The following is a 20,633-nucleotide window of genomic DNA, read 5'->3' on the forward strand; positions in this document are numbered from 1 at the left end:
GACAAAACCTTGACATGAGGTACCGCTGCGCCTTACACCTATGACGCCGAGCGCAGCTAGGTTCCCCGCCGGATACCCGAGGAGCACCCCGTATGACCGACTCGTTCGACCTGATCACCATCGGCCGTACCGGGGTGGACCTCTATCCCCTGCAGACCGGAGTGCCGCTCGCACAGGTGGAGACCTTCGGGAAGTTTCTCGGTGGCTCCGCGACCAACGTCGCAGTTGCCGCGGCCCGCCTCGGCCGGTCCGCCGCGCTAATCAGTCGCACCGGCCAGGACCCGTTCGGTACGTACATCCACCAGGCACTCAAGGAGTTCGGGGTGGACGACCGCTTCGTCACCCCGGTGGCCGCGTACCCGACCCCCGTCACGTTCTGCGAGATCTTCCCCCCGAACGACTTCCCGTTGTACTTTTATCGTCTACCCAAGGCGCCGGATCTCGAAATCTCGCCCGACGAGCTCGACTTCGAGGCCATCCGCGATGCAGGCATATTCTGGATGACGGGCACCGGCCTGTCCGAGGAGCCGAGTCGCTCCGCCACCCTTGCGGCCCTCGAAGCCAGGGGCAAGGCCGGCCCGACGGTGTTCGACCTCGACTGGCGTCCCATGTTCTGGGGCGACGCCGGAAGCCCCACAAGCGCCGAGGGCGCAGCCGGTGCCCCGAGCGGTGAGTCCACCATCGCCCGGGCGCGCCCCCTCTATCGGGCGGCTCTTGCCTACGCCACCGTCGCCGTCGGCAACCTCGACGAGTGCGAGGTCGCTACGGGATTGCGCGAACCTCACGCCTGCGCGGACGCCCTGCTGGACGCCGGGGTCGAACTCGCCGTCGTCAAGCAGGGCCCCAACGGTGTACTCGCCGTGCACCGCGACGGCACCACCGTCGAGGTCCCGCCCAACGTGGTTGAGGTGGTCAACGGCCTCGGAGCAGGCGACGCCTTCGGCGGCTCCCTGTGCCACGGCCTGCTCGCCGGCTGGGACATCGAACGCATCATGCGCCACGCGAATGCCGCCGGCGCGATCGTCGCCTCACGTCTCGCATGCTCCTCCGCGATGCCCACCGAAGGAGAGATCACGGACCTCCTCGCGCGCGGCTGACCCCACGGACCCCGAAAGAGAGCCCTCCTTTTGAGCATCAGCATCTCCCAACTCGCCACGATACGAGCCCAGCACCCGGAGGCCATCGCCGAGGCGGCCACCCGCCGTGTCCGCCGCCCCCTGCTCGGGGACAGCGGCCGGCTGATGATCGTCGCCGCCGACCATCCGGCTCGCGGCGCCCTGGCCGTCGGCGACCGGAAGTTCGCCATGGCCAACCGTGCCGACCTGCTCGAACGGATCTGTACAGCGCTGTCCAGGTCCGGCGTGGACGGGGTGCTCGCAACCGCCGACATTCTGGAGGACCTGCTGCTGCTCGGCGCCCTCGACGGCAAGGTCGTGATGGGATCGATGAACCGGGGCGGGCTGGTCGGCGCCTCCTTCGAGCTCGACGACCGCTTTACCGGCCACCGCGCCCAGGACATCGCGCGGCTGCGCTTCGACGCGGGCAAGCTGCTGCTCCGTATCGGCTACGAGGACTCGGGCTCCCTGTCCACGCTCGCCTCGACCGCGCGGGCCGTCGACGAGATGGCCGGACATCGGCTTCCCGTCTTCATCGAACCGTTCATCTCCCGCCGCGTCGACGGCAAAGTGCGCAACGACCTCAGCGCCGAAGCCGTCACCCGGTCCATCGCCATCGCCTCGGGCCTGGCCGGCACCTCCGCCTACACGTGGCTCAAGGTCCCGGTCACCGAGAACGCGGACGACATGGCCGAGGTCCTGGAGACGTCCACGTTGCCCACCGTGCTGCTCGGCGGAGACGTCGGCGACGAACAGGAGGGGGCGTACGAGAAATGGCGCAAGGCACTGCGGCTGCCCACCGTCCAAGGGCTCATCGTCGGCCGCTCGCTGCTCTTCCCCGCCAAGGGCAGCGTCGAGGACGCCGTGGACACTACCGTCGGTCTGCTCTGACCGACCCGGACCGGACCCACACAGGAGAGCCTCACCACCATGTCCAACCACCTGCCCGCCGGTCAGGCCGCCCGCGGACCGTACACCGCCGACATCAGCCCTGAGCGGGCCAACTGGGACCACAGCAGCCTGCGTGTGCTCGAACTGCCGCCCAGCGGTCGGCATTTCTTCGATACCGGCGACAGCGAGTGGATCGTCCTGCCGCTGTCCGGCTCCTGCACGGTCGCCGTCGATGGAGAGACCTTCCGGCTCAACGGCCGCGAAAGCGTTTTCGCCGCAGTGAGCGACTTCGCCTACCTTCCCCGCGACGCACACGCCTCCATCACCTCCACCGCGGGCGGCAGGTTCGCCCTCGCCGGGGCGCGCTGCGACCGGCGCCTGCCGGCCCGGTACGGTCCGGCCGAGAAAGTGCCGGTCGAACTGCGCGGCAGCGGACCTGCGTCACGCCAGGTCAACAACTTCGGCGCGGCTGGAGTCTTCGCATGCGACAAGCTCATCGCCGTCGAAGTGCTCACGCCCGGCGGGAACTGGTCCTCCTTCCCGCCACACAAACACGACGAGGACCGTCCGGGCGAGGCCCAACTCGAGGAGATCTATTACTTCGAGATCGCCCCGACACCCCACGGCACCGGCGGCATCGGCTACCAACGGGTCTCCCCGTCCAGCAACGGCCGGAACACCGACCTGCTCGTCGAGGTTCGCAGCGGCGACACCGTCCTGATCCCCGACGGCTGGCACGGACCTTCCATGGCCGTGCCCGGCAACGACATGTACTACCTCAATGTCATGGCAGGGCCGGGTACCGGACGCGACTGGCAGATCTGCGACCACCCCGACCACGCCTGGGTTCGTTCCACGTGGGCCGACCAGCCGACCGACCCCCGCCTTCCCCTGTACACCGCCCCCGCCACGTCACCCGCGAGGTCACGATGACTACCACCGTCCGCCTGACGGTCGCCCAAGCCCTGGTCCGGTTCCTGTCGGCCCAGCACACCGAGCGGGACGGCGTCCGCCGGCGGTTCATCACCGGCACGTGGGGCATCTTCGGGCACGGCAACGTAGCCGGCCTGGGACAGGCACTGCTGCAGTTCGGCGAAGAAGTGATGCCGTTCCACCAGGGGCGCAACGAACAGTCCATGGTGCATGCCGCGGTCGGCTACGCCCGGCAGCTCAACAGGCTGTCGGCGCACGCCGTCACCACCTCCATCGGTCCCGGTGCCACCAACCTCGTCACCGGTGCCGCCCTGGCCACCATCAACCGCATCCCCGTCCTCCTCCTGCCCGGCGACACCTTCGCCACCCGCATCGCCGACCCCGTCCTCCAGCAACTGGAACACCCTGGTGAGGGGGACATCTCGGTCAACGACTGCCTGCGCCCCGTCTCCCGCTACTTCGACCGGATCACCCGGCCCGGGGCGCTGATCCCGGCAGCCCTGAACGCCATGCGCGTGCTCACGGACCCCGTCGAAACCGGTGCTGTCACCCTCGCCCTGCCCCAGGACGTACAGGCAGAAGCCGCCGACTGGCCCGAGGAGTTCTTTGCCGACCGGGTCTGGTCCGTACGCCGCCCGGTGCCCGAACCGGGGGCACTGGCCGAAGCCGTGCGCGCTGTACGGGCCGCCCAACGCCCGCTGATCGTCGCCGGCGGGGGCGTGCACCACAGCGAAGCCGAGGAAGCCCTGCGCGCTCTGGCCGACGCGACCGGCATCCCCGTCGCCTCCACCCAGGCCGGCAAGGGTTCACTGCGCCACGACCACCCGTGTGACCTCGGCGGAATCGGCCACACCGGCACCGCCGTCGCCGACGACATCGCCCGTACCGCCGACCTCGTCATCGGTGTGGGCACCCGCTACACCGACTTCACCACCGCCTCCCACACCCTCTTCGCGCACCCCGGCGTCCGCTTCCTCAATCTCAACGTCACGTCGTCCGACGCACACAAACTCAGTGCCACCCCCCTGGTCGCCGACGCCCGCGTCGGCCTTGACGCCCTCACCCGGGACCTGTCCGGCCACCGGGTGGACGAGACATACGAGGTCGCGTACCGCACCGGTAAGACACGCTGGTCGCACGTCGTCGACGCCGCCTACCGGGCCGACGACGAGGACGCCCGGCCCACCCAGACCCAGGTCCTCGGTGCCCTCGACTCCGTCGTCGAGGACGACGACGTCATCATCAACGCCGCCGGATCCCTCCCCGGAGACCTGCACAAACTCTGGCGTGCGCGGTCCCCGCGCCAGTACCACCTGGAGTACGGCTACTCCTGCATGGGCTACGAGATCCCGGCCGCCATCGGCGTGCGCATGGCCGCACCTGGCACACCCGTCTGGTCACTCGTCGGCGACGGTACGTACCTGATGATGCCGACCGAGATCGTCACCGCCGTCCAGGAGGGCATCAACGTCAACCTGGTCCTGATCCAGAACCACGGTTACGCGTCCATCGGCGGCCTGTCCGAGCAGATCGGCGCCGAACGCTTCGGCACCGCCTACCGCTACCGCTCCGCCGACGGGACCTTCACCGGCGACCCGCTGCCGGTCGACCTCGCCTCCAACGCCGCCAGCCTCGGCATGGACGTACTGCGCGCCGACACCGTGCGGGAGCTGCGCCAGTGTCTGGCCACCGCACGCGAGTCCTCCCGGCCCACCTGTGTGTATGTCGAGACCGAGCCGACGACGAACGCCCCGGCCGCCCAGGCCTGGTGGGACGTGCCCGTAGCCGAAGTTGCTTCCCGCGACGCTGCCGTTGATGCCCGCAAGACGTACGAAGGACACCTGACCGACCGCCGCCGCCACCTCTGACCGTGACACACCACCACGGCGAAGCAGCGCGCCTCGGGACTCCGCAAGCCGAAGAGGTCGCCGACCGGTTTCATCTGTGGCAGAACCTCGGTCAGGCGGTGGAGATGACCGTGAACGCTGACCGCTCCCGCCTGGCCGAACCACTGCCCACCCCGCCACCCCTGGCGCCGGACGCCCTACGGCCGCTGTTGGAGTTGCAGGTCATGACCCGATACGCGACCCAGCACGCCGCCGTCCATGAACTTTGGGAACAGGGCTACCGAAGGCTTTGACCGGCCGGAAGCTCGGGCTGCACCAGGCCGACGAAGGGGCCGCCAACCCACATCGGCTGCGGGAACGCGATGCGGACCTGGACCGACTCACCCTCCACGTCCGCAAGTTCGCCGCCATGACGACCGGGCGACACGGCGATCGTCTTGAAGAATGGATCAGCAGTATCGAGCAGGAGCCCAGGGCATCACCCGATGACCCTCCCTGACTGACCAAGACCGTGTCCTATGTTGGGGTTCGGTCGTCGGGTCGGTCATGGGGCGGGGGTACGTGGAGCTGGATTATTCCGGACGGGCTGTGGGAGTCGCTGATCCCGCTGTCGAAGGTGCGGGCGCAGGATGGCGGGACGCAGGACACACCTGATGAGACGCCCCGGACATGGGCGGAGTCGAGGACTGCACGGGAGAGGTCGAGCAGGCCGGCGTCGTCCAGGCGTTGCAGGGGCGAAGACACAGGTCCGAGCCCGTGGACCGGGGCAAGCCGGGTTCCAAGATGCACGTCCTGTCGGACGCGAATGGCCTGCGACGTCCCTGACCTGCGAAAGTGGTTGTGGGGCAAGCACATTGGAGTCCGTATCGCGCGGAAGGGAATCGAGTCCAGCGAACGACTCGGCCGCCGCAGACGGATCATCGAGCGACGATGTCCTGGTTGACCGGCTACCGCTGTCTCAACCACCGCTACGAACGCCACCCGCTCAACTACCTGGCCTTCCTCGGCCTCGCCGCCGCCATCTGCTGCTACACGCGGTACGTCCGCCTCACCACATAAGACTCGGTCTGAATGGCCATCAGGCTCGATGAGCAGTGGGTGCTGATCACCATGACCGGACCCCGCAGGTCCATGGCGAACGCCACCTTGTGGGGCTCGGAAAGTCATCGCTGCAGATCAAGGGGCGTATCGGTACTCGTTGATGAATCTGCCGAGGACGGGTGTGCGCAGGGGCCGCTTGGGTTCGAGCGGGTGCAGGGGGCTGGCTGTTCCTGGGCCTCGGGCGGTCGTTGGTCCTGGGATCGGTGCGGCCGATGCCGGTTGTAGTGATGGCGATACTCGGCGAGGACCTGTCGGGTGTGGGTCTCGTTCATCATCAGAACGTGGTCCAGGGCTTCTTGGCGGATCGCGCCGATCACACACTCGCAGTGGGCGTTTATTTGAGGCGCTCCGGGCGCGCTGAGCAGCACCTCCATCTCCTCGGCTTCGAGGGCGGCGTCGAAAGGGGGCGGTGTACTTGCCCTCGCGGTCGCGGGGCACGAAGCGTAGCGACTCAAGGCGGGTGCCCGGGTCGGCGGTTGCCGGCCGGGTTGCCCACTGCGCGGTGGGGCTGGCAGTGACGTGGAGCCTGTGGGTGCCGTGCTCAAGGAACGCCGGCGCGTACAAGCGCCTGCCGGTCACGGTGTCCAGGTGGAAGGAGTCCGCCGCGGTGGTCCCCTCGGCCTGCGCGGTGAGGACTCGCGCCAGCTCGGACCGGTCCGACGCGGAGCCGGGTCGATGCCGGCCGCGTGCAGGATCTGCCAGACCGTGGACGGCGCGATCGGGAGCCCGAGCCGGGACGGCTCGCCCTGGGCCCTGCGGTGGCCCCACCGCGGGTTTTCCTGCGCCAGGGGCAGGACAAGCTTCTTGAGGGCTGCCGCGGTGCGTGGGCGGCCGGCGGCCGGTGCGCCGGCCGCAGTGGTCCCACTTGCCGGCGATCAGCCTGCGGTGCCTGGCCGGCAACGTCACCGGCGTGATGGAGAAGACGTCCCTCCAGCAGCGGCGGGGTATCAGCGGCGACAGCACGGCCAGCCAGAATCGGTCCGTGGGCTCGTAGCGGACCGGACCGTTGAGCTGTCGTCGCAGCACCGCGTTCTCGTGCCGCAGCGCCAGCAGTTCGGCGTCCTTGGCGGTGTCCCGGCGCAGCAGCACCGCCGGACGGACAGCAGCGCCGGAGCGGCCTTGTGCAGCGGCGAGATGATCACCCACGCAGCGTCCCAACCACCACCGATGGCTCCACACGCCGGCTTCCAGCTGCAGCGATGACTTTACGAGCCCTACACCGCCCCTTACGCCTCCGGCACCCGTACCGAGAGACCGCGTGCCGTGAACACCTGCTCCGCGTGGCGGCCGTCGACCGTGACGCGGCCGAACCTGCCCTCAAGGGTGCGGGCGTCGATCACCGGGACCGTGGTCCCCGGCGTCGGCGGGTGCTCGGCGTCGAGAGTGACGGCGAGGGTGCTGCCGCCGGAGGAGAGGAGCGCGCGGCGGGTGACGGCCAGCGCCGGTTCGCCGTCGCCGGACACGGCCACGGCGAGGGCCGTGCCGGGCGCCTGCCTGTAGGCGCCCCGCACCCGCAGCGGCGATGCCGCCCGCAGCGTGCCGCCGCGTACCGACACATCGCCCTGCCCGAGCGCGTCCCGCGAGCCGGTCGCGAGGATGCCTTCCTCCAGCGTCGTACCGCCGGTGTAGCGGTTGGCGCCGATGAGGGTCAGCGTGCCGCTGCCCCGCTTGGCCAGCGCGCCGGGCCCGCCGATGTCGTTGTGCCAGGCGTCGGCCGCGGCGAAGCCGCCCGCGGCGGCGTCGAGGGTGACATGGACGTCCGTGTCGAACGCCCCGTAACCGTCCGCGGCGGCAAAGAGGTTGAGCCGTCCCCACTGCTCGAAGCCGTCATCGAGGAGGACGTAGCCGGCGGGCAGGGCGGTCGTGCGCAGGACCTCGCGGCGCTGGGCGGCGGTGAGGTACGGCAGCCGCGTCTCCAGGAGCACCTCGGCGCCCTTGGGGACGGTCATCGCCTGATCGGTGGCCTGCCGCTTCGGCATGACGTACGTCAGGTGCGGCGTGACAGCGCACGCGTTGAGGGTCCGGTCCGCGTGCGGATCCGTGTCCAGGCCGGCCGCATGCGCGTACGCGTACAGCGTGTCCGCGGTCGTCCCCGTCGCCTTCTGGAAGTACGCGGCGGCCTGCGCCCGCGCCGCCGCCTTCAGTTCGGCGTTCTTCGGGTCGGCGAGGGTGGCGGCCGTGACCGCCGTGGCCAGGATGCGGCCGCTGATCACGTCGAGGGTCGAGTGCATGCCCGCGACGATCCGAGTGTGCGACAGCCAGAACGCGCGCGCCACCATCTCCTGGAACCGTTCCGGGACCGCGTACGCGATCGCAAGCGCCGCCATGTGGAAGGCGTTGGTGTGGCCGCTGGGGTAGCCGCCGTCCTGGGCCGGGGTCTCTGAGCGCTGCCGGAGCAGCTGCGGGGCGACCACGACGTCGGAGTCGTAGACCGGGAAGCCGAGTGCGTCCTTCTCGCCGGTGTCGACGACCTCGTTGTCTTCGGTCATGCGGTACGGACGCGGGTACTGGTAGGCGTACTTGCTCGGATTGCTCGACGAGTAGGGGCCGCGCACCGTGTCCACCAGCTCCGCGACCTTCCCCAGGTCCGAGTCGTGGGAGCCCGCGCCGAGCGCGGAGCCGGGGGGGGCGTCGGCCGGGAGCGTATCGTCGATCTTGCCGTCCGGGGTGCCGTCGGGCGCGGACGTGATGCTCGTGACCGCCTTCGCGCCCGCCCGGTAGAGATCGGCGAGCGGGCCGAGGCCGCCGATCGCCGCGTAACTCTGGTGCTGGCGGTCGTGGATGAACGCGGTCCGGGCCTCGTCCTCGGTGCGCCGGGTGGTGACGTCGACGCTGTAGCGCACGTTGGCGCGGAGCACCTCGAGGAGGATCGGCGTCCCGTTGTTCCAGGCGGAGCCCGTCTTCCAGATCGACGTGAAGCCGTCGAGGATGCGGATCGCGGCGTTCGTCGCGCCGGTCGAGTTGTCCAGGATGTTCGTCGTGTACGAGTCGACGAACGCCGCTTTGGAGTCGGCGGACGCCGCCGCGGCCGGCCAGACCGTGATCGCCGGGGCTGCGATCAGACCCGCCGAGACGCCGACGGAGTTGCGCAGGAACGTGCGCCGGTCGATGCGGTGGCGGTGTTGGATATGCGAATGCTGCACGGACGGCCATCCTTCGTCTTCGCGGGGATACGGGGAGATACCGGGTATCGCAGTACCGGGGTGTATCGCGGTGCGGAGCGACGGCGGGCGAACCGTGCCTGAAGCGTGCTTGTAGTGCGCCTGAACTGTGCCTGGCTGTTCCTGAACGGACGGGCTCAGAGCAGCTGTAGAGCGGTCGGGAAACCCCGGGACGGGCTTCGGACGGGCATGGCAGACGAGTGCTATGCGAATTCGTAAGGAAATTAACTAACGAAGTAAGGTGCGTCAAGGGGAAGTTTCGCGATCGCCGCTGTGAGCGGTGCGACCCGAGGGGGACCATGCGCCTGAGTGACAGCGCCCGCGCGGTATTCGCCGTGCTGGCCGCGGAGGGCACCGCCACCCGCCCGGAACTGGCCGCCGGTGCGGGCCTTTCCAAACCCACCGTCTCCACCGCCGTCGCCGAGCTGGAGGCAGCCGGGCTCGCCGCCTGCTCCGGCAGCGTCTCAGGCGGTGCCGGCCGGTCCGCCGCCGTGTACAGCCTGGGGCCCGCCGCGGGCGCCGTGCTCGCCGTCGACCTCGGCCCGGCCCGCACCCAGGTGCGCGGCTGCGCCCTGGACGGCACCGTACTCGCGCGGGCCGCCGGGTCGCGGCAGGGCGCCGCCGGCGTCGTCCGTGAGGTCCTCGACGCGCTGCCCGGCGGCGCTCCGCTGCGGGCCGTCGTCGTCGCCGTCGGGGACGTCACCAAGCGGGTCCGGGAGAGCACGGGCATGCGCCCCGCCACCGCGAAGGCCGGTCCGGCTTACGAAGCGATGGCCGTCGCGCTGCCGCCGGACGTGCCTGTGCACCTGGAGAACAACGTCAACTGCGCCGCGCTCGCCGAGCTCCACGAGGGCGCCGCCCGCGGCCGCGACAGCTTCGGCTACTTGCGGATCGGCGTGGGCCTCGGCCTCGGCATCGTCATCGGCGGCCGGGTCCTACGCGGCGCCAACCGCGCGGCGGGGGAGGTCGCCCGGCTGCCTTTCCCCTGGGGCGAGGGCCGGTCAGCCCCGGACCGGGAGGCCCTCGAGGCGCACATGGGCTCGCGCTCCCTGCTGGGCCGGACGGCCGCGGCCTGGCGGCGAGACGAGGACGGCCCCTGCCCCCGGACCGTCGAGCGGCTCTTCGCGCTGGCCGCCGAACAGCACGCCACGGCGCACGACATGGTGGCCCGGCACTCCGCCGATGTGGGCCGGCTCGCCGCAGCCGTCGCCGCCGTCCTCGATCCGGGGCTGATCGTCCTCGGCGGCGCCACCGGCTCCGACCCTCAGCTCCTGCCGGGCGTGCGCGGCGAACTGGACCGGCTCAGCTGGCCCACGGAGGCCGTCAGCAGCACGCTCGGCGACAGCGGTACGGTGGCGGGTGCGAGCAGGCTCGCGGTCGCGCACGGAATCGAGTCCGTCACCGGAGCGAAATCGTGATGACAGGGACCCGGTTGAAGCATTGACGCGTTGCCCGTCGCTCTGAGAATGTCCGGACAAGCGCTTTCCGTGGTCGGCGGGACCCGGCCGGGAGGAGTGCCCCGCCGTAGGACCGGTGCCATCCGGCGACCTACGGCGGCCGCGCGGGGGCGTGCCCGCGGCGGCCTCGGGGTGCTCTGTCCACCAGCGCGGCGCGGCCGGGCGAGGCCGCGCGCCGGAAGGCCGTACGCCCAGGAGCCGTAGTCGAGGCCGGGCACATCCGTCACGCACTCCAGGAGGACCCGGTGGGTCACCACATCTCGCGCAGAACCCTGTTCCGTACCGCGACCGGCGTCGCCGCGGCCGCCACGCTCGGCGGCACCCTCGCCGCCTGCGCGGGCGGAACCGGCGCAGGCACCGCGACCGACAAGCTGACCATGACCTGGTGGGGCAGCGACGACCGGCACGCGGCGTACAGGAAGTCCCTCAAGCAGTTCGAGAAGAAGAACCCGAAGATCAACGTCGAGCCGCGGTACTCCGGCTACGACGGCTTCTTCGACCGCTTCAACACCAACGTCGCCGGCGGCAGCGCCCCCGACCTCACGCAGATGGACACCGCGCTCGTCGCCCAGTACGCGAGGAAGGGCGTGCTTGCCCCCCTCGACGAGTACGTCGGCAAGGACCTTGACCTGACCGGCTTTTCCAAGCAGCTCCTCGCGGCGGGCACGGTCGACGGAAAGCTGTACGGCGTTCCGTCCGGGATCGGCGTCAATCAAGTGACGGTCAACCGCAGTGGCCTGGAGAAGCTCGGTCTCAAGCTCCCGAACCGCGAGTGGACCTGGGAAGACCTCCGGCAGACCGCCGTCGACGTCAACAAGAAGAGCGGTGGGAAGGTCTTCGGAGTCGACGACGGCGGTGGCGGCGCCCTCCAGGCCTTCGAGATCTTCGCCCGTGAGAAGGGCCAGTCCTTCTACGCGCCGGGCGGCAAGAAGCTCGGCTTCACCCCGGACACCCTCCAGGAGTGGTGGGAGTACTGGGTTGCGATGCGCAAGGACAAGGCATGCCCCGGCCCCGAGGTCACCTCGGCCGCGCACAACAACCTCACCAAGAACGGCCTTGTCATCGGCAAGACGCTGGTTACCTTCGACATCGGCGTGTACGGCGCGGGCGGCTCCATCACCAAGGAGACCCTCGACTTCCTGCCCACCCCGCAGGGCGACTGGAAGGGCGCCCGCGAAGGCAACTACGTCAACGGCGGTGTGCTGCTCAGCGCCACCAAGGCGAGCAAGCGCATCGCCGACTCGGTGAAGATCATGACCTTCTTCGCCCAGGACAAGGTGGCCATCGAGAACATGCAGCTGCAGCGTGGCATTCCGCCGACGGAGAACGCCCGCGCGATCGTCGCCCCGAACCTCTCCGCCATCGACAAGCGGAACATGGAGATGGCCGACTACATCTCTAAGCGTGTTGCCAAGGCCCCCGACTCCCTGCCCACGCCCGAGGCACCGCCGAAGGGCTCCGCCGAGATCTGGGACCTGCTCTTCCAGTCCAACCTGGCGATCGCCTTCGGCAAGAAGAAGCTGAAGGCGCAGGTCGGAGAGTTCTTCGACCAGGCCGAGCAGACCCTGGCCGAGTAGGACAGCAGCGCAACAGCGTCAGAACACAGGGGAGAAGGCCAGGGAGATGAGCATGACCACCGTCAAGAGCGACGAGGTCGCAGAGCAGCCGAAGGCGGCGCCCGCGACCCCGCCCGATGAGGGAGAGCGCGAGCGCATGCGCCGCCGCGCCGCGCGGAGGCGCGGCGGGGGATGGTGGCCGTACCTCTTCCTGGCCCCCTGGTTCGTCGGTCTGTTCGGGCTGACGATCTACCCGATGCTCGACTCGTTGTACCTGTCGTTCACCGACTTCGACCTGCTCTCGCCCGCCCAGTGGGTCGGCATGCAGAACTACACCCACATGTTCACCGAGGACCCGAAGTTCTGGCACTCGGTGAGCGTCACGGCCGTGTACGTGATCGTGTCGGTACCGCTGAAGCTGGCACTCGCGCTGGGCGTCGCGATCCTTCTCAACCGCCCACTGCGCGGCCTCGGCTTCTACCGTGCCGCGTTCTACCTGCCCTCGCTGCTCGGCGGGGCGGTCGCCGTCGCCATCATGTGGCGGCAACTGTTCGGCGGCGACGGCCTGTTCAACACGGTCCTCGGCTGGTTCGGGATCGAGGGCCAGGACTGGATCTCCAACCCGGACTCCTCCATCTACACGCTGATCCTGCTCGCCGTTTGGCAGTTCGGCACCCCGATGGTGATCTTCCTGGCCGGTCTGAAGCAGCTCCCGAAGGACGTCTACGAGGCCGCCGCCATCGACGGTGCCGGGGCCGTCACCCGCTTCTTCCGGATCACGCTGCCGCTGCTCACGCCGATCGTGTTCTTCAACGTCGTCCTGCAGATCATCGGCGCGTTCCAGACGTTCACCCCCGCGTACGTAGTGAGCTCCGGTACGGGCGGCCCGCTCGACTCGACGTTGCTGTACTCGCTCTACCTGTACAAGAAGGGCTTCACCGACCTGGAGATGGGCTACGCCTCGGCCCTGGCCTGGGTGCTGTTCCTGGTCATCGCAGTGTTCACGGCGATCAACTTCATCGCCAGCCGCTACTGGGTCCACTACGACGACTAGGAGTACGACACCTCATGTCCACCATGTCCACCATCGCCACCCGGGCCGCATCTCCTCTGGGTAAGCTCGGCAGGCTCCGTGAGCTGACCGGCCCCCGCCGCATCCTTCTCCACACCACGCTCATCGGCGTGGCCCTAGTCATGCTCTATCCGCTGATGTGGATGCTGAGCAGCTCCCTCAAGCCCGACACCGACATCTTCACGCAGCCCGGCCTCATCCCCCAGAACCTGCGGCCGGAGAACTACGCGGAGGGCTGGAGCGGTTCGGGCAACTCCTTCTCCCTCTACGTGACCAACTCGCTGATCGTCACGATCGGCGCGGTGATCGGGAACATCGTCTCCTGCTCGCTCGCGGCCTACGCCTTCGCCCGCTTCGAGTTCCAGGGGAAGAAGATCTGGTTCGGCTTGATGCTCGGCACGCTGATGCTGCCGATGCAGGCCACGCTGATCCCCCAGTACACGCTCTTCTACAACCTGACCTGGATCAACACGTTCCTGCCGCTGATCGTCCCGAAGTTCCTCGCGGTCGACGCGTTCTTCATCTTCCTGATGGTGCAGTTCATCCGCTCCATACCGCGCGAGCTCGACCAGGCCGCGATGATGGACGGCGCCAACCCCTTCCAGATCTACTGGAAGATCATTCTTCCGTTGATGCGGCCCGCCCTCGTCACCACCACGATCTTCACCTTCATCTGGACCTACGACGACTTCTTCAGCCAGCTCGTGTACCTCCAGCGCAACGAGCACTTCACCGTGCCGCTCGGCCTGACCCTGTTCCTGGACCAGACGAGCGGCTCGTCGTACGGCCCGATGTTCGCGATGGCGACAATCGCCCTGCTGCCTACGCTGATCTGCTTCCTGGTCTTCCAGAAGCGCCTGGTCGAGGGCATGGCCACGTCCGGAATGAAGGGCTGAGCGCACGTGCCGTACCTGTCGTACCTGCCACGCCAGCACACCCCGCTGCACGACCTGCCCGACGACCCGGCCGCGTACGACGCCGTCCTCGCGGCCGTCGTCGAGCAGGCCCTCGCCCGTGACACCGGCGACGGCAACCTCGAACACCCAGCCGCCGTCGAGGACATCGGCGACACCTCGCTCGGCATCACATCCCTCCTCGCGCTCGCCTGGCGGCGCACGAAGGACGACCGGCTGCCGGACCTCGTGCGCCGGGGCATCGCCTTCCACCTCCGCTCGCGCGTCTTCACCGACGACAACCCGGGCTACCCCAACCTTCGCGTACGAAACTCGCGTCTGCCGTACGCCCGTTACGTCCTCGACGCCGGCGCGCATCCCATCGGTGACTGGCCGAGCACGGTCTGGGCGCTGCTCCAGGCCGTCAACGTCCTGGACACCACGGAGGACGACGGGATCGTCGACGACGGGCAGCGGCGCGAGCTGCTCGATGTCGCCCACGGCTACTGGCGCTGGCTCACCGAGGCCACCTTCTTCAACCCGCAAGACGCCGCAAACCAGGCCATCGGCTGCGTCGTCGGCGGGCTGATGCTCGCCCGCCACCTCCCGTCGGCCGCCGACGCGGATCGCGTACGGCGACGGGCCATGGAGCTGTACGAGGACGAGATCCGGGCCCATCGCGTACGGGACAGGGGTGCCCTGCTCCCGCCCGAGCACGGCGGCGCGTACGACAACAACTACGGGCCGATCTCCCTCTCGTTCCTCGCTCAGGCCCACCGCGTCAGCGGCGAGCCCGTCTTCGCCGAGGACGGCGAGGCGCTCGCCCGCTACCTCGACGCGCGGCTCTGCGGCAGCGGCTTCGACAGCGGCGGGCCGCGCTACAGCGAGCAGCACTCGGGGTTCGAATCGGTGCTCGGACTGCGGTACTTCAGCCGTCGCGTCGACTCCGACCTCGGCCGCTACGCGGGTGACGCCCGCTGGGCGCGGCACGCGGCCGGTGCGGACGGTGGCGTCGACGGGCACTTCGCGTTCATGCTGGTGTGGCAGATCCAGGACGCCACAGGATGGCACCGCACTCCCCGTACCGGCCCGGTCCAGCACCAACTGCGCGCGGGCACGGTCACCGTGTCCTTCGACGACCGGATGACCCCTGCTGTCATCGAGGCGGCCGGAACGGTCGTGCTGGCGGCCGCCGTCGGACGGCAGCACGGCTTCGGGCCGGTCACGGACGACGCCTTCCTGCTCTGCCGCCCGATGGGGACGCTGCGCGTCCGCGACGTCTCTGCGGGCGGACTGGTCGCAAAGCTGGTGATCAAGCCCGTCGTCGGACGGGACCATGTGCTGCGGCATGTGCAGTCGCTGTACGTCACGGACGGCACGCGCCTGTGGACGACGGTCGTCGTCGAACGGCTGGGCGGTGACCGGTACTTGCTCGCCGGCATGCCGTACGTCGTCAGGGACGGGGTCGGTTTCCGCCGGGTCGGTGAGCTGTCGTCGGTGGCGTCCGCGGGCGAGCTGCGCCTCTCCCACCCCGAGCCGGACCGCGACGACCACTTCGACGCCCGCGGCGAGGCCACTCAGCAACAGGCGGCCTTCGCGCTCTCGCTCGACCCGCGCGGCTACGGCAGCCCCGACGAGGGCTGGAGCCACGTCGTCGCGACCACGGCCCTCGAAGCCGGCCCGGTGACGGGTGCGCCCGAGGGCCTGGACGTCTTCTCGGTGCGGTACGGGGAGTCGGCCGAGCCCTTGTTGACGACCTGTGAGCGCTCGACGGACGGGCTCACCGTCACGACGGAGGCCTTCACCGCGGTGCTCGGCGAGCCCGATGAGCACGGTGACCCGGGACTGTCGCTGATCTGATCTGCCCCGCACCCGCACCCTTGAACTGTTCACCCCCTGCAGGAGAGCCGCCATGCACGACGAAAGCAGCCGCATCGAGGGCCGCGTCAAGCGCGTCCACGAGCAGCGCATCAAGCCAGCGAAGTACGCGGAGAGGGTGCCCTTCGACGTGGAGGCGTGGCAGGCGCCGGGGGAGCCGGTGCCGTTCACCGAGGCCGCGGACGCCACGTACCTGCCCTTCGCGATGGGCACCCGATGGGGCCCGCCGTGGGGGACGACCTGGTTCCGGATGCGCGGGGAGGTGCCCGCCGAGTGGGCCGGGAAGCGCGTCGAGGCCGTCATCGACCTCGGCTTCGTCGGCGGCTGGCCCGGCAACCAGGCCGAGGCGCTCGTCCACACCGTCGACGGCACCCCGCTCAAGGCCGTCAACCCGCTCAACCAGTACGTGCCCATCGGCAACCCCGCGGCAGGCGGCGAGAGCATCGACTACCTCGTTGAGGCCGCCTCCAACCCCGACATCCTCGCCGACGACTTCGCGCGCCCCACCCCGCTCGGCGACCCCCGCACCGCCGGGGACGCGCCCCTCTACACCTTCCGCCGGGCCGACCTCGCCGTCCTGGACGAGGAGGTCTTCCACCTCGACCTCGACATCCAGGTCCTGTCCGAGCTGATGGCCGAACTCGGCGCACACGACCCGCGCCGGCACGAGATCATGCACGCCCTCGACCGCGCCATGGACACCCTCGACCTCGACGACGTGTCCGGCAGCGCCGTCGCCGTCCGCGCCGTCCTCGCGCCCGCCCTCGCCAAGCCCGCCCACGCCAGCGCCCACACCGTCTCCGGCGTCGGCCACGCACACATCGACTCGGCCTGGCTGTGGCCCATCCGCGAGACGAAGCGCAAGACCTCCCGTACGTTCTCCAACGTCACGGCCCTCGCCGACGAGTACGAGGAGTTCATCTTCGCCTGCTCGCAAGCCCAGCAGTACGAGTGGGTCCGCGACAACTACCCGCAGGTGTGGGAGCGGATCGTGCAGTCCGTCGAGCGCGGGCAGTGGGCGCCTGTCGGCGGCATGTGGGTCGAGGCCGACGGCAACCTCCCCGGCGGCGAGGCGCTCGCCCGCCAACTCGTGTACGGCAAGCGGTTCTTCATCGAGCACTTCGGCATCGAGACCAAGGGCGTCTGGCTGCCCGACTCCTTCGGCTACACCGCCGCCTACCCCCAGCTCGCCAAGCTCGCGGGCAACGACTGGTTCCTCACCCAGAAGATCTCCTGGAACCAGACCAATGCCTTCCCCCACCACACCTTCCAGTGGGAGGGCATCGACGGCAGCCGCATCTTCACCCACTTCCCGCCCGTCGACACCTACAACGCCCGCTTCAGCGGCACCGAGATGGCCCGCGCCGTCCGCAACTACCGCGAGAAGGGCGGTGGCACCCGCTCCCTCGCCCCCTTCGGCTGGGGCGACGGCGGCGGCGGACCCACCCGTGAGATCGTCGAACGGGCGCGGCGCCTGGCCGACCTCGAAGGCTCCCCGAAGGTCGTCGTCGAACACCCCGACGCGTTCTTCGCCGCAGCCGAGGCCGAATACTCCGACGCGCCGGTGTGGGTGGGCGAGCTCTACCTGGAGCTGCACCGCGCCACCTACACATCCCAGGCCCGCACCAAGCAGGGCAACCGACGCAGCGAACACCTCTTGCGGGAGGCGGAGTTGTGGGCGACGACGGCGGCGCTGCACGCCCCCGCGTACGTCTACCCGTACGAGAAGATCGACCGGCTGTGGAAGACGGTCCTGCTCCACCAGTTCCACGACATCCTGCCCGGCTCGTCAATCGCCTGGGTGCACCGCGAGGCCGAGGCCGAGTACGCGCGAATCGCCCGGGAGGCCGGGGCACTGACCGACGAGGCGCTGTCGGCGCTCGGGGCAGGTGGGGCGACGCGGGCGACGCAGGTGCCACGGGCGTTCAACACCAGCCCCTACGCCCGCTCCGAGGTCGTACGTACTCCGGAAGGCCCGGTGCACACCGAGGTCCCCGCGCACGGCAGCGCGCCCCTCGGCACCGGGACCGCACCGGCTCCCGTCACTGTCAGCGGGCGCGTCCTGGACAACGGCCTGGTCCGCGTCGAAGTCGCCGAGGACGGCACCCTGGCCTCCGTACGCGACCTGCGGCACGGTGGCCGCGAAGTCCTCGCCGGCAGCGCCAACCTGCTCCGCCTCCACACCGACCTGCCCAACCACTGGGACGCCTGGGACATCGACAAGCACTACCGCAACCGGTGTACGGAGCTGACGTCCGCCGAGTCCGTCACGGTGGTCTCCACCGACCCGCTGCTCGCCGCGATCCGCGTCGAGCGGGCCTTCGGCAAGGGCCGATCGCACATCACCCAGACCGTGACCGTCCGCGCGGGAAGCCCCCGTATCGACATCGAGACGGAGATCGACTGGCACGAGACGGAGAAGATCCTCAAGGCGGCGTTCCCGATCGACATACGGGCCCCGCACTCCTCCTCCGAGATCCAGTTCGGCCACGTCCATCGCCCCACCCACACCAACACCAGCTGGGAGTCGGCCCGTTTCGAGGTGTGCAACCACCGCTGGGTGCACATCGGCGAGCCCGGCTACGGCGTCGCCGTCATCAACGACTCCACCTACGGCCACGACGTCACCCGCACCGTCCGCGAAGACGGCGGCACCACCACGACCGTCGCCCTCAGCCTGGTCCGCGCCCCCCGCATCCCCGATCCCGAGGCCGACCAGGGCACCCACCGCCTCACCTACGCCCTGCTGCCCGGCGCGAGCATCGACGACGCCCTCGCCGAGGGCTACGCGCTCAACCTGCCGCTCCGCATCGCCGACGCGGCGGGCGCACCCGAGCCGGTGGTCAGTGTCGAGGGCGACGGCATCACCGTGGAAGCGGTCAAACTCGCCGACGACCGGTCCGGCGATGTCGTAGTACGGCTCTACGAGTCGCGCGGCGGACGGGCGCAGGGGTGCCTGCGGACCGAGTTCCCGCTGGGCGGAGCATCGCTCTGCGACCTCCTGGAGCGGCCCACCGGGCAGGCGCACTCCGAAGGTGACGCAGTGACCGTGTCACTGCGCCCCTTCGAGGTACAGACCCTGCGCCTGGCCACCGCTGCTCAGCCGTGAACACGCCGCGGTCGAGCATGACTGCTTTGACCTGCACGTTTGCTGATTCTGATGATGCGGCCTCGGATGGGCCTGCGACGATCTGCGGATGTCGCTGTCGGTCGTTGCCTCGCTCGTCCGAAATCTGATCACGGCGCCCGCTGCTGTGCTGCGTGCCCGCGTGGCCAAAGATGCGAGGGACGTTCGCCCAGCGCCGCCGCCCTGGGCGACCTTCTACCGGCCCTGTGCGTGCCGACAGCCTCCGTCACCCTATGCGACCTGCATGTACTCATGAATGAGGCCGCCGAGGCGGTCACGCCGGAGGATGCGCGACGGGCCGTCGGCGGCGGGCGGCTCGGGCGCGCCGACACCGTCGGGGCATCGCTGGCCGAGTGACCGGTGAGGCCGATGTTCGTTGTGGTGCCCGGCGTACTCGCCGATGACGAGCCGCAGGTGCCGTTCCCCGGTGATCAGGACGCGGTCGGTGGCCTCACGGCGGCAGGATCCGACCCAGCGCTCGGCGATCGCGTTCATCCGGGGCACACCCGGCAGGATGGGCACCACGCGGGTGCCCATGGCGGTGAAGACGGCGTCGAAGCCGTCGGTGAAGTAGCCCGCGTTGTCCCGGATCAGGTACCGGATGCCGACTGCGCCCACGTCGTCCAGTGTCATCAGGAGGTTGCGGGCCTGCTGGGTCGCCCAGTCGGCGGTGACGTGCCGGGTGATGCCGGCGATGTGCACCCGCCGGGTGCCGTGCTCGATGAAGAACAGGACGAACAGGCGGCGCAGGAAGATGGTGTCGACGTGGAACACGTCAGCCGCCCAGATCCCGGTGGCCTGGGCCTTCAGGAAGCGGCCCCAGGAGTGGTCGGCGCGCTCGGGCGCCGGGTCGATCCCAGCCTTCTTCAACGTCTCCCACACCGTGGAGGCGGCGACCTTCCAGCCCAGGTCGCGCAGTTCACCGTGGATCCGGCGATACCCCCACGAGCTGTTCTCGTGGGCCAGGCGCAGCACCAGGGAACGAAGCGCCTCCGGCTTGGGCGGTCGGCCGGGCCTAGGTGCGGATAGGTCCACTTCTTCGCGACCAGCCTCGCGTGCCAGCGCAGCACGGTACGCGGGGTGACCAGCAGCTTCAGCACCGAACGGTGACGCTTACTCAGCAACCCGAGCAGCGCTGCGAGCACCGCGCGGTCCCCGCGGGTGAAGGCCGGCTTGGGGCTGCCGCGCTGCAGGACCGCCAGCTGGTGCCGGAGCACCAGAAGTTCGACATCCTTGGCCCCGGAGGAGCGGGCCAGCAGGCGCAGCCAGCCGAGCAGCAGGCAACCGAATCGGTAGACCAGACGGAACGTCACGATTCCCCAGCGAGCGCCAGCGGGCTCACGAGTACCCTCGATGTGATCACATCGTGACCCTTAAAGTCGCAGCTCAGCACAGGTGACGGGGTTGTCGGCACCCACAGGCGCCGGCGGACGAGCTGTGGTTCGCGGCGTTGTCTGCGCTGATCCCGCGGCGTCGGTGGGCGCGTGTTTTTCCGTTGACGCCTGCAACTGTGCCGGCGTGGCACCGCAGACTTATCGCGCGCAAGTGGGACTACAGCAAGCGGCGGAGCAGGCCGGGCAGGCCGCCGACCGCGAGCGTGGT

General features: G+C 69.7%; 16 protein-coding genes and 2 pseudogenes. 14 read left to right on the top strand and 4 right to left on the bottom strand.

The window, feature by feature from the left end:
* Positions 1–92 precede the first annotated feature (92 nt).
* The 6 genes and pseudogenes from iolC to AC07EJ_RS39725 all read left to right on the top strand — a co-directional run bounded on the left by iolC (position 93) and on the right by AC07EJ_RS39725 (position 5,845).
* Positions 93–1,097, top strand: coding sequence for a 5-dehydro-2-deoxygluconokinase (iolC, locus tag AC07EJ_RS39700; RefSeq protein ID WP_478886070.1), 1,005 nt, complete (start codon positions 93–95; stop codon positions 1,095–1,097).
* A gap of 30 nt (positions 1,098–1,127) precedes the next feature.
* Positions 1,128–2,006 (top strand): Cgl0159 family (beta/alpha)8-fold protein, encoded by an 879-nt coding sequence (locus AC07EJ_RS39705; RefSeq protein WP_478886071.1) that lies wholly within the window; start codon positions 1,128–1,130, stop codon positions 2,004–2,006.
* A gap of 39 nt (positions 2,007–2,045) precedes the next feature.
* A complete protein-coding gene (gene iolB, locus AC07EJ_RS39710) occupies positions 2,046–2,939 on the top strand; it encodes a 5-deoxy-glucuronate isomerase (protein ID WP_478886072.1) in 894 nt (297 codons plus the stop codon).
* Positions 2,936–4,807 (top strand): 3D-(3,5/4)-trihydroxycyclohexane-1,2-dione acylhydrolase (decyclizing), encoded by a 1,872-nt coding sequence (iolD, locus tag AC07EJ_RS39715; RefSeq protein WP_478886073.1) that lies wholly within the window; start codon positions 2,936–2,938, stop codon positions 4,805–4,807. The genes iolB and iolD overlap by 4 nt, the downstream gene beginning before the upstream one ends.
* Positions 4,808–4,809: 2 nt before the next feature.
* On the top strand, positions 4,810–5,079 hold the full coding sequence (locus AC07EJ_RS39720; protein WP_478886074.1) for a hypothetical protein: 270 nt from the start codon (positions 4,810–4,812) through the stop codon (positions 5,077–5,079).
* Between the two features lie 218 nt (positions 5,080–5,297).
* Positions 5,298–5,845, top strand: a pseudogene (locus tag AC07EJ_RS39725) (hypothetical protein).
* On the opposite strand, the gene AC07EJ_RS39730 reads toward AC07EJ_RS39725, so the two are convergent.
* From AC07EJ_RS39730 to AC07EJ_RS39740, 3 genes are all read right to left on the bottom strand, one after another.
* A complete protein-coding gene (locus tag AC07EJ_RS39730) occupies positions 5,815–5,931 on the bottom strand; it encodes a beta-ketoacyl synthase N-terminal-like domain-containing protein (protein WP_478886075.1) in 117 nt (38 codons plus the stop codon). The pseudogene AC07EJ_RS39725 and the gene AC07EJ_RS39730 sit on opposite strands and share 31 nt — an antisense overlap.
* 18 nt (positions 5,932–5,949) lie before the next feature.
* The gene (locus AC07EJ_RS39735; protein ID WP_478886076.1) at positions 5,950–6,261 is read right to left on the bottom strand and encodes an integrase core domain-containing protein; all 312 of its coding nucleotides are present in this window, start codon (positions 6,259–6,261) and stop codon (positions 5,950–5,952) included.
* Between the two features lie 852 nt (positions 6,262–7,113).
* Positions 7,114–9,030, bottom strand: coding sequence for a phosphatase PAP2 family protein (locus AC07EJ_RS39740; RefSeq protein ID WP_478886077.1), 1,917 nt, complete (start codon positions 9,028–9,030; stop codon positions 7,114–7,116).
* Between the two features lie 317 nt (positions 9,031–9,347).
* Here AC07EJ_RS39740 and AC07EJ_RS39745 point away from each other — a divergent pair, with 317 nt between their 5' ends.
* The 6 genes from AC07EJ_RS39745 (at position 9,348) to AC07EJ_RS39770 (ending at position 19,013) form a co-directional block, all read left to right on the top strand.
* Positions 9,348–10,466 carry an ROK family protein gene (locus AC07EJ_RS39745; protein ID WP_478886078.1) on the top strand — a complete coding sequence of 373 codons (1,119 nt, stop codon included), beginning with the start codon at positions 9,348–9,350 and terminating at the stop codon, positions 10,464–10,466.
* A 284-nt stretch (positions 10,467–10,750) separates the two neighbouring features.
* Entirely contained in the window at positions 10,751–12,082 is a 1,332-nt protein-coding gene (locus AC07EJ_RS39750; protein WP_478886079.1) for an ABC transporter substrate-binding protein, read from the top strand.
* Positions 12,083–12,134: 52 nt separating this feature from the next.
* Complete coding sequence (locus AC07EJ_RS39755) at positions 12,135–13,115, top strand: carbohydrate ABC transporter permease (protein ID WP_478886080.1); 981 nt, start codon at positions 12,135–12,137, stop codon at positions 13,113–13,115.
* Positions 13,116–13,138: 23 nt separating this feature from the next.
* Positions 13,139–14,029 carry a carbohydrate ABC transporter permease gene (locus tag AC07EJ_RS39760; RefSeq protein ID WP_478886088.1) on the top strand — a complete coding sequence of 297 codons (891 nt, stop codon included), beginning with the start codon at positions 13,139–13,141 and terminating at the stop codon, positions 14,027–14,029.
* Positions 14,030–14,035: 6 nt separating this feature from the next.
* A complete protein-coding gene (locus AC07EJ_RS39765) occupies positions 14,036–15,886 on the top strand; it encodes a hypothetical protein (protein WP_478886081.1) in 1,851 nt (616 codons plus the stop codon).
* 52 nt (positions 15,887–15,938) lie between these two features.
* Positions 15,939–19,013: an alpha-mannosidase gene (locus AC07EJ_RS39770; RefSeq protein ID WP_478886082.1), complete on the top strand. Its 3,075-nt coding sequence runs from the start codon at positions 15,939–15,941 to the stop codon at positions 19,011–19,013.
* A 249-nt stretch (positions 19,014–19,262) separates the two neighbouring features.
* On the opposite strand, the gene AC07EJ_RS39775 is transcribed toward AC07EJ_RS39770, so the two are convergent.
* Positions 19,263–20,006, bottom strand: coding sequence for an integrase core domain-containing protein (locus AC07EJ_RS39775; protein WP_478886083.1), 744 nt, complete (start codon positions 20,004–20,006; stop codon positions 19,263–19,265).
* Between the two features lie 131 nt (positions 20,007–20,137).
* Here AC07EJ_RS39775 and AC07EJ_RS39780 point away from each other — a divergent pair, with 131 nt between their 5' ends.
* Both AC07EJ_RS39780 and AC07EJ_RS39785 read left to right on the top strand, forming a co-directional pair.
* Positions 20,138–20,401: a hypothetical protein gene (locus AC07EJ_RS39780; protein WP_478886084.1), complete on the top strand. Its 264-nt coding sequence runs from the start codon at positions 20,138–20,140 to the stop codon at positions 20,399–20,401.
* A gap of 65 nt (positions 20,402–20,466) precedes the next feature.
* Positions 20,467–20,633 (top strand): annotated as a pseudogene (locus tag AC07EJ_RS39785) (integrase core domain-containing protein); the annotation flags it as partial.

The organism is Streptomyces sp. NPDC045026, assembly GCF_056432625.1.